Source organism: Lujinxingia sediminis, from assembly GCF_004005565.1.
GTDB classification, from domain to species: domain Bacteria; phylum Myxococcota_A; class Bradymonadia; order Bradymonadales; family Bradymonadaceae; genus Lujinxingia; species Lujinxingia sediminis.
This window is the reverse complement of record NZ_SADD01000012.1, coordinates 149,826-162,947: the sequence shown is the minus strand read 5'-3', so window position 1 is coordinate 162,947 and position 13,122 is coordinate 149,826. Positions and strand designations below refer to the sequence as shown.

Annotated in this window: 10 protein-coding genes; 8 read left to right on the top strand and 2 right to left on the bottom strand. The window is 63.6% G+C overall.

Going from position 1 to position 13,122, the window contains the following annotated elements; all coding sequences use genetic code 11:
• Nucleotides 1-117: 117 nt before the first annotated feature.
• Entirely contained in the window at nucleotides 118-1,563 is a 1,446-nt protein-coding gene (gene rpoN, locus EA187_RS16550; RefSeq protein WP_115607085.1) for an RNA polymerase factor sigma-54, read from the bottom strand.
• A gap of 380 nt (nucleotides 1,564-1,943) precedes the next feature.
• On the opposite strand from rpoN, the gene EA187_RS16545 reads away from it, so the two are divergent.
• Both EA187_RS16545 and EA187_RS16540 read left to right on the top strand, forming a co-directional pair.
• Nucleotides 1,944-4,130, top strand: a complete 2,187-nt coding sequence (locus EA187_RS16545) for a DUF7282 domain-containing protein (RefSeq protein WP_127780982.1) — start codon at nucleotides 1,944-1,946, stop codon at nucleotides 4,128-4,130.
• A gap of 157 nt (nucleotides 4,131-4,287) precedes the next feature.
• A complete protein-coding gene (locus EA187_RS16540; protein ID WP_115607088.1) occupies nucleotides 4,288-4,782 on the top strand; it encodes a hypothetical protein in 495 nt (164 codons plus the stop codon).
• 83 nt (nucleotides 4,783-4,865) lie between these two features.
• Here the strand turns inward: EA187_RS16540 and EA187_RS16535 are convergent, their stop codons facing one another.
• Nucleotides 4,866-5,837 (bottom strand): YihY/virulence factor BrkB family protein, encoded by a 972-nt coding sequence (locus EA187_RS16535; RefSeq protein WP_206524408.1) that lies wholly within the window; start codon nucleotides 5,835-5,837, stop codon nucleotides 4,866-4,868.
• Nucleotides 5,838-6,338: 501 nt separating this feature from the next.
• On the opposite strand from EA187_RS16535, the gene EA187_RS16530 reads away from it, so the two are divergent.
• The 6 genes from EA187_RS16530 (at nucleotide 6,339) to EA187_RS16505 (ending at nucleotide 13,117) form a co-directional block, all read left to right on the top strand.
• Nucleotides 6,339-6,842: a hypothetical protein gene (locus EA187_RS16530; RefSeq protein WP_127780981.1), complete on the top strand. Its 504-nt coding sequence runs from the start codon at nucleotides 6,339-6,341 to the stop codon at nucleotides 6,840-6,842.
• Nucleotides 6,843-7,024: 182 nt separating this feature from the next.
• Nucleotides 7,025-8,026, top strand: coding sequence for a polyprenyl synthetase family protein (locus EA187_RS16525; RefSeq protein ID WP_115607093.1), 1,002 nt, complete (start codon nucleotides 7,025-7,027; stop codon nucleotides 8,024-8,026).
• A complete protein-coding gene (locus EA187_RS16520; protein WP_164856340.1) occupies nucleotides 8,023-8,562 on the top strand; it encodes a GbsR/MarR family transcriptional regulator in 540 nt (179 codons plus the stop codon). Before EA187_RS16525 ends, EA187_RS16520 begins: the two co-directional genes overlap by 4 nt.
• Before the next feature lie 447 nt (nucleotides 8,563-9,009).
• Entirely contained in the window at nucleotides 9,010-10,026 is a 1,017-nt protein-coding gene (locus tag EA187_RS16515; protein ID WP_115607095.1) for an AAA family ATPase, read from the top strand.
• Nucleotides 10,027-10,082: 56 nt separating this feature from the next.
• A complete protein-coding gene (locus EA187_RS16510) occupies nucleotides 10,083-10,976 on the top strand; it encodes a DUF58 domain-containing protein (RefSeq protein WP_115607096.1) in 894 nt (297 codons plus the stop codon).
• Nucleotides 10,949-13,117 (top strand): BatA domain-containing protein, encoded by a 2,169-nt coding sequence (locus EA187_RS16505; protein WP_127780980.1) that lies wholly within the window; start codon nucleotides 10,949-10,951, stop codon nucleotides 13,115-13,117. Before EA187_RS16510 ends, EA187_RS16505 begins: the two co-directional genes overlap by 28 nt.
• The last annotated feature ends 5 nt before the right edge of the window (nucleotides 13,118-13,122 follow it).

Below are 13,122 nucleotides of genomic sequence, written 5' to 3'. Positions count from 1 at the left end.
CTCACCTGCGCTCGAAGGTCCAGCATAGTCCGAAACGCCAGCACCTACCAACCGTATTCGTTACAACTCGCACAGCAAACAAGCCCCTCGCGGGCAGCCGCGATCGTTTCAGCGCGATCAGAAGAGCTGCTTGCGCTTGGAGCTCGACAAAATCCCCATCATCTCCCGGTACTTGGCCACCGTACGCCGGGCGATATCGATCTCTTCTTCTTTCAGAAGCTCCACGATACGCGCATCGCTCAACGGCTTCTTCGGGTCTTCATGGGCGACGATATCGCGAATCTTGGCCTTGACCGCCTCGCTGGCCAGATCGTCCCCGCCCAGGTTGGTGATCGAGGAGTTAAAGAAGTATTTGAGTTCAAACACTCCTCGGGGTGTGTGCACATACTTCGAGCTCGTCACCCGACTGACCGTCGACTCGTGCATCCCGATATCCTCGGCCACATCCCGCAGCACCAGCGGCTTGAGATGCTCGACCCCCTTCTCGAAAAAGTCCTGCTGAAACTTAATGATGCTCTCGGTGACCTTCACAATCGTGTTCTGGCGCTGCTCAATGCTTCGAATCAGCCAGAGCGCTCCACGCAGCTTATCCTGAATATAGTCCTTAACCTCGTCGCGCTCCCCCTCCTCCTTTTTGCGCGCGAGTTCTTTCTTATAAAAATTCGAGATGCGCAGCCTGGGGAGCCCGTCTTCATTGAGCACCGGGACCCACTCTCCATCGAGCTTACGGATGTAGATATCCGGCGTAATGTAGCGCGGCTCATCATCGGAATAGGCACGCCCGGGACGCGGCTCAAAATGCGAGAGCGCTTTGGCCGCTGCAATCACCTCATCAAGCTCCACCCCCTGAGCGCGGGCGATCTTCCCGTAGCTCTTGCGCTCCAGATCCGGGATATGCTCCTCGATCATCACGTGCAACAAGCGGAAGTCCGGATGTTCTCGGCGCGCCTGAATCAACAGACACTCCCGCAGATCCCGCGCGGCCACCCCCACCGGATCAAAGGTCTGAATCAACGTCAGAATCCCCTCGACCCGATCCACCGAGGTGCCCGCATCCTCGGCGATCTCCTCCAGGCTCACCGAGGACAGAAACCCCGCTTCATCGAGGTTGCCGATAAGAAGCGCCCCCACGTATTCGTCCTCCGGAGCCAGCTCCGCCAGGCGCAGCTGCTCCATCAGATGATCCACCAACGACTCACTCGTTGAGAGCGTCTGCTCCAGCCCGGGCAAATCCTCCCCGCGCATCCCCTTATAATGGTTGCTCGGACCGTCGGAGCCGCCAAACTTCTCGGCGTAAGCCTCCCAGTCCACCTCCCCCATATCTCGCTCATCGGCCCGAACCTCGGCGAGCTCCTCGCGACGCTCCGGCTCGCGCTCGACCGGGCCTTCGGACTCGTAGGGCTCGGGGATCTCTTCAAGCACCGGGTTCTCCACCATTTCCTGGCGAACCTCGGCGATCAGCTCCATACGTGAGAGCTGCAAAAGCTTAATGGCCTGCTGCAACTGCGGGGTCATCCGCAGCTGCTGCGACATCTTCACCTGTTGGCGCAGCTCCATCGCCATACGCGTCTCTCCCGGCTTCAGTCATTCATCACGGAGCGCCCCACCCGATACCCTGATTCCTCGGCGCCATCGCCTTTCATCGGGTCCAACCGGCGCTCTCTTCAGAGCCTCAACCTATAAAATCTTCGATCACTTCGCAAGCTTCCGCGCTTTTGGTACATCTCTTGCTTAATACTACCCACATCGAGCCTGACGCGTAGTTCGGACTCGGCACGAAGGACACCCAGAACCCCCAAAAGCCATTACATGTCAGACAGTTACACCACCTTCAAACCACATCCTACCCACGCGTCATTCGAGCGATACTCCCAGACCACGACATCGATGTCAGAGCCTGGAGCACGTTCACGTCATCGACCCTGTTTGTATGGAGTTTCCCCATGAAAAACGCCCTGAGATGGTTGTCTCCTCTCCTCCTCGCCGTGCCGCTGAGCGCCTGCGGCGGCGAGGATCCCCCTCCCTTTGACGCGCGCGAGAACCTGCTCACCATCGACGATCAAAGCCCCGAAGTCCCGGACGCGATCATCGTCGCCAGCGTCCTCGCTGAGAGCGCCGGATATGTCGTCATTCACGACGCCGACAACGAAGGCGAGCCTGGCGAGCCCCTGGGAAGCATCGCCGTAGACGCGGGCAGCGCCACGGAGCTGACCGTTGAACTGGCTCGCCCTCTCCTCGATCAAGAACTCCTCTACGGAAGCCTCTACCTGAGTGACGACGACGCCGAGACCTTTGAGCCCAACGACGCCCTGCTGGCGATCGACCGCGGCGAGCCGGTCCGCGTTTCGTTTACGGTCAGTATTGAAGTCGGCGAGATCATCCCGGCCCTCGTTGCCGAAGACCAGATCGCCGATCCCATCAACGAAGTCGTCATCTCCCGGGCCGCCAGCAACGTGAATGCCTGGCTCGTCATCCGCACCGACGAAGATGGCGAGCCCGCCGATGTCATCGGCAGCGCCCCCCTGACGGCTGGCACCTACGACAACGTCCGCATCGCCCTCGACCGCGACGTGCTCGACGAAGAGCTCCTCCACGCCTCACTGCACATCGACGCCGCACCGGAGGATGCTTTCGACGCGGCGTCGGACATCGTTGTCATGGTGGATGACGCGCCCGTCATCGGCAGCTTCATCGTCACCCACCCCGAGCTTCAGCCCGTGGCCAGCATCTCGGTCGACGACCAATCTCTGAGCATTGAGGCGGCCGACAGCGTCGTGATCGCCGGAGCCGAGCTGCAGGGCTTCGCCGGCTGGATCGCTATCTACGCCGACGACAGCGGCGAGCCCGGCGAGCTGCTCGCCAGCGAACTCTTCCCGGCCGGTGAGCTTGAGAACATCACCATCCCTCTGGACGCGCCTCTGGCCGACGACGCCACCCTTCACGCCCGCATTCACCAGGAGAGCCCGGCCGACGGCAACTTCACGTTTGATGGCGAAAACGGCGAAGATCCCGTTGTCATTGTCGACGAAGAAGCCGTGATGGCCACCTTCGACGTGACCCTGATCGATCCCTCCGCACCGCAGCTCACGGCCGAAGACCAGCTCCTTGAGAGCCTGCCGCTCCATGAGGTCACCATCGCCGAGCTCGTCTACGACCAGCAAGGCTGGCTCGTGATCTACGACGCCGAAAACACCATCCTGGGCGCGGTCGCGGTGGCCGCCGAACCGGCCGTAAAAGCCAACATCGTCGCTGCCCTCAATCGCGACATCATCCACGGCGAAGAGCTTCGCGTCGTGCTGCACAACGACGCTGCCGCAGGCGATGCCTTCGACCTTTCGGCCGACCTCCCCGTGCTCGACGCCACCGAGAGCGGTATCGAAGCCAGCTTCACCGTCGAACTTCTGGAAAACAGCCTGGAAGCCCGCGACCAATCTCTTGATGTCGTCTCCACCGAGCTCCGCATCGACGTGGTGCACGCTGGCGAGAGCGTCATCCTGGAGATCTTCGCTGAGTCCGACGAGAGCGCTCTGCTGGCTGAAGCCGCCCTTGATTACGGCATTCATCAGGACATTGTCCTGACCGTGGGCCGTCCTCTCGAAGATGGCGAGACCCTCATCGCCCAGCTCTTTACACGCGAAGAGGGCGAGCGCGTGCCGGCCGAAGATGAGGACGGTGACCCCGTTCGCGTTACCTTTGATGTCACCGTCCCCGAAGGCACGCCTGCGGTCTTCTTTACCTTCAGCGCCAACGGCCTCAACTACCGCGTCTCGGCGGTGCGTCCTGCCGGCTTTGCCTCCATCGTCGAAGGCGGTTCCAACGCCGACAACCCCGCAATCACTCTCTTCAACGGATGGCGCTACGGCATCAACAACATCGTCTACAGCGCCAACCCCCTGCAATTCGGTCTGCCGGACTTTTTGAGCTATACGGTGCTTCTCTCCCAGGAAAGCGGCGGCTCCTACGATAATGATTCGCAGATCAACCGCGTCGCCGACGGCCAGCGCCTCTGGTTTACACTCAGCCAGGACCTGATCGATGCCGGACTCAACACGTATCGGTCGCGCAAAACGCCCGCATTAATGAGAGGCACCATCACGACCCAGGGCGCCCCGGCACTCCCCGCGCGCTGAACGTCTCGTCAACACGCGCGCCGCTTCCTCCTGGTGGAGGCGGCGCGTCCCTGGCCCGCGGGTCGGTCGTTTCGGACCGGCCCGCGGGCTTTTGTTGTGCATGGCGCGGCCATTCTCTACTCTTCCCTTGGCCATCACACCTTTGCGGGAGTCCTCCATGCCTGTTCGCACCCTCCTTGTCCTTAGCTCCGCCGCACTCGCCCTGATGCTCTCCGGCTGCCAGGACCCCGAGCATCTCCGCGACATCAATGACTCCACCGGCCCCGGCGGGCTGGTGGGCAACAGCTCCCCCGGCAAGCACGACACCGGCGACGATGCGGCAGACACCGGCGACGCCGGCGACACAGACGCCGATCCGCCCCCTCTCTGCCAGCTGACCCCGCGCCCCGGCGCTAACCCCACCCTCGCGCCCTGCTGTTTCACCGATCAGGACTGCCAGAGCTCCGAGGCCCCGAACGCCGAGTTCATGCGCTGCTACGCCAGCCTCTGCACCACCAATGGCGAGGGTGTCTGCCGCGTCCCCCCGGCCCTGGAAGCCGACTGCTGGGACGACTCCGACTGCGCCGCCGAGCAGGAATGCATCGACGCCTACGTCGGTACCTGCAATCAGCCTCTCAATGGCGAGTACACCGGCATCTGCCGCGATCGCTGAGGCCCCCGAAGTTCGCGTAACAAGCCCCCCACCGGGCATTCACGTCCGACGCTATAAGACCTGTCCCCGGTGGCCTTGATGGCTCAGAGCGGGTCCTGCTCGTCGCGCAGTTTGCGATGGGTACGCACCCGCTTTCGCCCCGGATCTCGCCGGGATTTTTCTCGGGGCGATTTCGCCCGCGGCGGCTCGAGCTTCTGCGCCGAACTCGGCTTCTCATACCAGGCCACCCCGGCCCGGTCGGCCCGATCCAACTCCGCGATCACCTGCGCCCCCAACAACAAGATCACCGAGGCCACCTCCATCGAGAGCAGGACGATCACCACGGTGGCCAGCGAGCCGTAAATCATGTTCACAAGCGAGATGCTCGTGAAATACCACACCATAATATGGCGCACGATCTCCCAGAGCACCGCTGCGGTCAGCCCCCCGACAAGGGCCCGACGAAACGAGATCTCCGGCAGCGGCAACACCCGGTAAATCGCCGCAAAAAGCAGCGTCAACCCCACCACCCCCGACACATAGAGCGCCACGCTGGTGGCCGTGTCCATGCTCAGCTCCCACCCCAACAAGGGAACCTCGTAGACCGCCCATGGTATCGCGTCGAGCGCCGCGGTGAATGCCGTCAACGCCGTGATCGCAACCCCCATCACGCAGATAAACAAATAGGGCATCAGCACCGAGACCCACACCGAGCGTTTCACCGACTGCTCGGGTTGATCGAAGATCACGTTGAGCGCATTTTCCAGCACCCTAAACGCGATCGAGCTGAAAAAGAGCAGCACCAGCAAGCCCACCACCCCGATGAGCTCCTTCTGCTGCAGAAAGCCCTGAAGCGCCCGCACCATCGACTCGCTCTGCCCCGGCGCGATCAGGCTTAACTCCACCTGAATCGTCGAGAGCAGCAAGGCTTCATCCACGAAGGTCGAAAAAAAGACGGCGATAAGCGCAAAAAGCGGAATCACCGAGAGCAGGGTGTTGTACGAAACCGCTCCGGCCAGAATCAGCCCGTTCTTCTCCCCAAAAAATCGCAACACGACCCGCAGCGCAAAGCGCAACGTGTGCCCGGGAACCCCCGGAAGCCCGCGTATCCAGCTGGTGATCTTCGCGTTCAGAACCTGTCCTTCTTCTGAGCTCGTCGTGCGCCGTCCGCTCGCAGGCGCGCGAACGCCTGCGCTTGTCGCGAGCGCACGCCCGCGCTGGCAGGTTGCATGTTTGCCTTTCCGACGCTCTCGACGCAAGGCGCTTTCACCCGGAGCTCGTCGCCACGCCCTTCCCGCTGCCCACCCCACCATGGCCTCGCGGTGCCCGGCGTCGCCGGTCGACGCCCCACCCCCGGGGCTGCCTTCGCCCCCGGGAGCATATCAAGAAATAATACTTAAACATCAAACACTTACACACACCAAGACCATCACTCCGACCTCCGACGGCCGCACCTTCCACACGCAGTTGCCGCGCCTTGTCGCCCTGTGCTACCGTCTTCGTATGACGTAACGCATTCGCTTCTGGCGCCTTTGCCTGATGCCCGTTGCCTGACTGGCTGCGCGGCCGCGAGGTTTATGATGTACGCCTATACGCTCAAGACGCTTGAACGCCATATGCTCAGCCCGGCACGCCGCCTCTTTATCTACGATCAGATGAAGGCCGTAGCCGACGAGCATCAACTCAGCGCGCTCGGCCTGCGCATCGACAAAGCTCGAAGCCTCGACACGCTCAACGTGGAGCGCTCGACCCGCTGGCGCCAGTGGAGTCGTATGGAGCGCACCCATCCGGGCATCATCTTTGCGGCCACCACCGCAGATGAGCTGCGTGAGAGCGCGGCGCGCGGCCAGCAAGAGCTGCTCAGCTTGATCTACTTCATCGTGCACAGCACGGGCTTTGATCAGGGTGAGCTGCGCGCTCTCCTGCTGGAGCCTCTTCTCCAGCATATGCGCCGCCTCGAACATTACGCCGATCGCACCACCGACGCGGCGGCCTGCCTCGCCGCTCCCGCCTCATCCTCCGAGAAGTCCCGCTCGCTCAACCACGCCTTCACCGACAGCCCCTCCTCCTCGATCCACTGATGTACGATGGGATTCTCTCCCTGTCAGAGTGGCTAAAAGCGCCTCCGGATCACTCCCGAGGCGCTTTTGCTTGAGGGAAGCACCGACATACCCCCGTCCTTTTCGGTTGCACAAAGTTCAAAGGTTCTTAAACTTCGCACGATTGTTTACGCGGACTTAAACCGCAACGCGAAGTGAACGCCATGCCTCAGACCGCCGCAAAGCCCCTCGCCAGCGACTTCCTCTCCCGCTTTGAGCGCCAGCTCCACCTGGCCTTTGAAGATCCCCGCCATGCCGGCAAACACCCCGAGGTGCTGCTGGAGGCATGCCGCCATGTCTCCTTTGCCGGGGGCAAACGCATGCGCCCGTTGCTCGTCGATCACTTCGGCGCGGCGCTCGATCTTCCCGAAGATGCGCGCATCCGCCTGGCCATCACCGCCGAGCTCATTCACACCGCCAGCCTCCTGCACGACGACGTCGTCGACGAGGGCACCACCCGCCGCGGTCAACCCACCGCCAACGCCCGCTGGAACAACTCGGTGGCCGTGCTCGGCGGCGATCTTATGCTCTGCATTGCTCTGGAGCAGCTCGAAGACTACCCCCGCGAGGTCACCTTTGAAGCGGTGACGCTTGTCGCCGAGATGACCCGCGCGGCCATGCGCGAGGTGGATGCCCGCCAGGACTCCACCTGGACGCTCCCGGAATGGGAGGCCATCGCCCACGGCAAAACCGGCGCGCTCCTGGCCTTCTGCGGCACCGCCTCAGCCCGGGTTGCCGGTCGCACCGAGCTTATCGAACGCCTCGGCCAGTGCGGACATCACCTGGGCCTGGCCTTCCAGATCACCGACGATCTCATCGACGTGGTCGGACACCCCGTCGATATCGGCAAAGATCGCCTGGCCGATCTGCGCAACAAAAACCCCTCCTTTCCCATCGCCCTGGCCCGCTCCTCCAATGAGGACTTCCACCACGCCCTTGACCAACTCTGGCAACGCGATGACTTATCCGAGGACGACGTGCAACGCTTCGGTGCCTGGATCGTTGAGCTGGGATGCGCGGAGAAGACCCTTGCCACCGTCGAGGACCACCTCGACCAGGCGATGAATGCCTTAGGCCCCTTCGCTCACGGACCCGGCGGCGAACATATCGCCGACTGGGCCGCCCAGCTCCGCGCCCAGGCGCGCTGGAGTCTGGAGAGCCGATGAAAGGCTACAACTACCGCACCACCGACAACGACCCCACCACCACCCTGCCGCTCTGGGAAGCCCTTGTGACCGACGCCGTCGGCGACGTCATTGAGTTCTGGGGATTTAAACGCAACCACGGCCGGGTCTGGGCACTCCTTTATCTGCGCCGCCAACCGATGAGCTCCTCGGAGATTCAGGAAGCCCTGGACCTCTCCAAAGGTGCCGTCTCCATGATCACCCGCGATCTGGAGGCCTGGAACGTGGTCAGCCGCGTGCGCCAGGCCGCAAGCTCCGCCTGGCATTTTGTGGCCGAGGTTGAGTTTATGCAGATGATCGGCCAGGTCCTTGAGCAGCGCGAAGGTCAGCTTATCTCTCGCGTTGCCACCGACCTGAAAGACGCCGGACGCCTGGCCGCCGAGCAGGACGACATGGCCCCGGAGACACTTGAGCGCATCGAACGCATGCGTCGGCTGGCCGGCATGATGCAGCAGGCCCTGGAGATCTTCACCCGCACCGCCCAGCTCGATGTCAGCAATACCCGCGACCTGCTCTGAGCGCGCGTAGTGCCCCGGGTGCTCCGTTTGCCAGAGCACTCGTCAGCCGAAGGGTGGGACTTATCCTCCATCTCGAATCGCCTCGGCAGTCGCTCCTTCACGCCCCATGAGCGGATGGGGATGTCCGTGGATGCGAGGGTGAGCGCCACACCGGCAAGACGCACAACGTAAGATGATGCTTAAGCACCGTCGAGCCTTTGCCATGCCGCCCGAGATACGCTCAACGCCGCAGATGAACGGGACCTCCAGGAGAACTCACGGCGCACGAAGCCTCACACCGCCACACCGTCGCTCAAGGCTGGCGTCCGGCCCCGGCGATGCGCTATGAGAACTCGGGAAGGAATGCACGCTGCACGCGCGTTGTAAGCCACTCCAGGCGCCTGGCGCCTCCGGGGCCGGCTGCCCCACGCCCTGTGACCCAACGTTTGCCCTCTGTGACGAGCACTCATGGCCACCGATCTCAATACCGACGCCCTCAACAACCCCCTCGACGACGAACTCGCTGCGGTCGAAGAGTTAGCCCGGGCCCGCGACGCCATCCTCGCCCAGGTGCGAAAGCGCATCTTCGGCCAGGACGAGCTCATCGAGCACCTGCTCATCGCCATCTTCGCCCGCGGCCACTGCCTCCTGATGGGCGTCCCCGGCCTGGCCAAGACCTACCTTATCGCGACCCTCTCTCAGGTGCTCGATCTGGACTTCAATCGCATCCAGTTCACCCCCGACCTGATGCCCGCGGACATCACCGGCACCGATATCCTGGAAGAAGATCCCGCCACCGGGAAACGCTTCTTCAAGTTCATTGAGGGCCCGGTCTTTACCAACCTCCTGCTCGCGGACGAGATCAACCGCACCCCGCCCAAGACCCAGGCCGCGCTTCTGCAGTCGATGGCCGAGTATCGCGTCTCAGCCGGTGGCAAGACCTACGAGCTTGATCTTCCCTTCCTGGTCTTCGCCACCCAGAACCCCATCGAGCAGGAGGGCACCTACCCCTTGCCCGAGGCCCAGCTCGACCGCTTTATGTTCCACCTTCAGGTCGACTACCCCGATCTGGAAGACGAGCTGGCCATCGTCAAAAACACCACCACCAGCCACCGACCCGAGATCGAGAAGATCCTGGACGCGGCCACCATCCTGCGTCTGCAGGAGCTGGTGCTCAAAGTTCCCGTCTCCGATGAGGTCGTCGCCCACGCGGTCAACCTGGTACGCAAGACGCGCCCGGCCGACCCGAGCGCGCCCGATATCGTCAAACGTTTTGTCAGTTTTGGTGCCGGCCCCCGCGCCGGACAGGCCATCATCCTGGCGGGCAAAGCCCGCGCGCTCCTCGATGGTCGCCTCACCGTCGCCACCGAAGACATCGACTATCTGGCCCCCTCGATTTTGCGCCACCGCCTGTTGACCAACTTCCAGGCCGAGGCCCAGGGACTGGACCCCCAGGCCATCATCGAGCGCCTCATCGCCGGCTAAGCCTCTCGACTTGTTGCGGATGACGCCTCACTCCCTTTCGCCACGGCAACTTCTCTATGGCCGAAGCGCTGCGCCAGACCTACCTCGACCCGGCTGTCCTCGATCAACTCGGTGACATGCACGTACGCGCCCGCCAGCTGGCCCAGGGCGTCATCGCCGGGCTGCACCGCTCTCCCCAGCGCGGCGGCTCGGTGGAATTCTCGGAGTACACCGAATACTCCGCCGGCCAGGAGCTGCGCCGCGTCGACTGGAAGGTCTTCGGAAAGAGCGACAAGTACTACGTCAAGCAATACGAAGACGAGACCAACCTCCAGACCTTTCTGCTTCTTGACGGCTCCGGCTCCATGGCCTTCAAAAGCGAGCTGGGGCCGCTGACAAAACTCGATCATGCCCGCTACGTGGCCGCCACCCTGGCCTACCTGCTGATCCGCCAGGGCGACGCGGTCGGCGCGCTGGGCTTTGCCAAAACGCCAGGCGCCTTCTTGCCCGCGGCCGCCCGCACCAAACACCTCGACGATATCTTCTTTTTGCTCGACAACCTCCCCGCCCGGGGCCCCACCGCCCTGGACGACAGCCTGCGTCAGATCGCCGAGCGCGCGCGCCGCCGAAGCCTCATCCTGATCTTCAGCGACCTGCTCGACGCCACCGAACACACCGAAGAACTGCTGCGCGTCCTTAAAAGTCGTAAGTTCGACGTGGTGATCTTTCAGGGCCTCGACCCCGCCGAACTCACGCTCCCCTATGAGGGCTTGAGCCTCTTTGAGGGCATGGAGGATGAGGGTGAACTTCTGGCCGATCCCGACGACCTGCGCGACCGCTACATCGAGGCGATGCGCGCGCATAACGCCCGCATCAAAGCGGTCTGCAACGGTGCCAACATCACCTACCTGAGCTACGACACCACACGCCCTGTTGAGCTTGTGTGCCAGGACTTTCTGAGGAGGCGCTGATGAACTTCGTACAGCCCCTCTTTCTGGCCGGCCTGCTGGCCGCGGCGCTGCCGATTTTGATTCACCTCTTTAATCGCCGCAAAGCCGTCACGCGCCCCTTCCCGGCGCTGCGTCTGCTCAAAGAATCCAACGAGCGCACCGCCCGCAGCGTCAAAGTCCGCCAGCGCGTGCTGCTGGCCCTGCGCGTGCTCGCCATCGCCGCGCTGGCCATCGCGCTGGCCAAACCCTTTGTGCTCAGCCAGTCCGGACTCACCGCCGAAGAGCGCATGCCCACAGCGGTGGCCATCGTCGTCGAAGACGGTCTGGCCATGGGACACGGCGACTGGATGGAGGACGCCACAGCCCGCGCCGACACCCTCATCGAAGATCTTCGCCCCTGGGACCAGGTTGCGCTTCTGCGCTCCAGCGGCCCCGGCGAGAGCGAGCGCCTGACTGAAGATCACAGCGAGGTCGCCCGCCAACTTCGCGATGTGCGTGCCTCAACCTCTCCCGGTGACCTCGGTGAGGCGATCACCCGGGCTTCCACGCTGCTGGCGTCTTCCCAGCTTCCCAACCGCCGACTCATCGTCGTCGGTGCCCTGACCGAGGGCAGCTTCGAGACCGCCCCGGCCGATCTGGAGATCGCCCACCCCCTGGAGATCCTCTCGGTGCGCGAGAATCCCGAGCGCCCCACCCCCAACCTGGCCATCACCGCAGTGAGCTACCAGCAGCAGAGCAGCGCCCGCGAGAGCGCCTGGACTATCACCGCAACCATCGCCAACTTCGGCGACGAAGACGTCGACGCGGTCCAGGCCCAGCTCAAGGTCGGCGACTCGGTGGTCGGCGGCCAACGGGTCTCGGTGGCCGCCGGTCAGGAGAGCAACGTCGAGTTTGTGCATCGCCTCTCCGACCCCACCCTGACCGCGGCACAGGTCGATCTGGTCGACGCCGATCCGCTCGAAGGCGACAACACCTGGCACTTTTTTATCCGCCCCCGCGAGCAGGTGCGAGCGCTGCTGATCAACGGCAGCCCCAGCAACATCCCCTACGATGATGAACTTTTCTTCTTAACCCGCGCGCTGCGCCCGGGGGTCGCCTCCGAGAGTGCCATCTCACCGACCACCGGCGCACCGGATCGCCTGGAACGCGACGACCTGAGCACCTTCGACGTGGTCGTGCTCGCCAATGTCAGCCGCCTCTCTGCCGACCAGGCCACTCGCCTCAAAGCCTTCGTGGAGCAAGGCGGCGGGCTGCTCATCGCCATGGGCGATCAGGTCGACCCGGAAACCTACAACAACCAGCTCGGCGAACTTCTCCCGCGCCCGCTTCGCGGGCTTAAACGGCTGGCCGAGCGCGACGACCCCGATGCGCCCGTCAAAATCACTCGCCTGGGCCCCGCGCGCCGCCAGCACCCGATCTTCCGGGTCTTTAACCTGCCCGGAGGCGGTGCCATGCAGTCGGTGCAGGTCTACAGCTACATGCTCCTGAACCCGGCCCCCAGCGGCCAGCAGACCACTCTGGCACTCTCCTTCCAGGACAACGCCCCGGCGCTTCTCGAGCGGCAGGTTGGCCAGGGTCGCGTCCTTTTATGGACCACCTCCCTGGACCGCGACTGGACCGACTTCCCGGTGCGCACGGCCTACCTCCCGGTGGTGCGACGTGCACTCTCCCACCTGGCACGCCGCGCCGGCTCCTCCAGCGACACCCAACGTGTGGTCGGTAAAGACTTCGAAGTGGAAGTCGGAGACCTGGTCAACGAGCGCGCGATCGTCACCGGCCCCGACGCGAGCCGCCAGGTCGTCGAGCCTGTCGATGGCATGGTCACGCTGAGCGCCGAGACGCCCGGCCCTCACCTCTTCTTCGCCGATGAAGAATCCGAAGGTGGCCTGATCGCCGGGCTGAGCTTTGCCGCCAACCTCGACCGCCGCGCCTCTCGCCTCACCCCTCTTGCCCCCGGCGTGATCGAGGGCTGGCAGCTCGACGAGGAAGGGCGCCCCATCGCCGAGAGCGCCCCCGGCCAGCAGCGACGTGTCAACCTGTGGAGCGGGCTGCTCTTCTTCGTGACAATGGCGCTCTTACTGGAGTCGGTGCTCGGCGCGCGCCGCAGCGTCCTGGTGCAGGTGGGCCGACGTCTGCTGCGCGGCCGCCCCGCCGATGCGTAGCGCGT